We start from the raw sequence: 720 nt of genomic DNA, 5'->3' as shown, positions 1-720 counted from the left end.
ATGCGCGTTGATTTGAGGGTGAAGCATGATGTCGAGGCCAGGAAGGCGGCCATAGGGCTCTTCGAGCTCGGACACGGGTATAAATCTGCCGCGATTGCCCTTTCGCTTCCCGCGGAAGCCGTGAGAAGATGGCAGGAGATATACCGCGCGTTCGGGAGCGAGGTGCTGCTGCGCATGGACGGAAAGCAGGGCAGGTACACATACGAGCAGAAGGTCGCCGCCGCCTCCGCCGTCGTCGACGGCGGCATGACGAAGACCGAGGCGATGGCGGCGTTCGGCATAATGTCGATGTCGCCGCTCAAGAAGTGGTGCGCGCTATACCGCCGGGGCGGCGCGGAGGCCCTGCGCCCGAGGCCCAAGGGCCGGCCGAGCGGTTCCAGGGCGAGGCCGCGGACCCGCGAGGAGGAGCTCGAGGAGCGGTGCCGTAGGCTCGAGGCCGAGGTGGCCTACCTAAAAAAATTACGCGCCCTGGTCGAGAGGGACGGGCTCTGACCAGGGCGAAGGCCGAAGCGGTCGCGGCCCTGCGCGCCGAGGGGCACGCGCTCGGGCACCTGCTCGCATGCGCCGAGCTCAAGCGGTCGACCTACTACTACGCCCTCGCGCACCCGCCGAGGCCCACGCGCCCCGAGCTCCGGGAGGCGGCCGCCGAGATCTTCTCGCGCACCGCCAACGGCTGCGGGCACCGGCAGATAGCGATGTGCCTCAGGGCGGAAGAGGGGG

General features: G+C 68.8%; 1 protein-coding gene. It reads left to right on the top strand.

Annotation, left to right across the window (positions count from 1 at the left end; translation table 11 throughout):
* Positions 1–492 (top strand): helix-turn-helix domain-containing protein (locus AAAX75_RS10055; protein ID WP_195503260.1); only part of this gene is annotated, 492 nt, incomplete at its 5' end.
* Between the last annotated feature and the right edge of the window lie 228 nt (positions 493–720).

Origin of the sequence: Collinsella sp. CLA-ER-H7 (assembly GCF_040092345.1) — a bacterium.
Lineage (GTDB): Bacteria > Actinomycetota > Coriobacteriia > Coriobacteriales > Coriobacteriaceae > Collinsella.
Note: the sequence above shows the minus strand (reverse complement) of the source record. Positions and strands in the feature narration are given on the sequence as shown.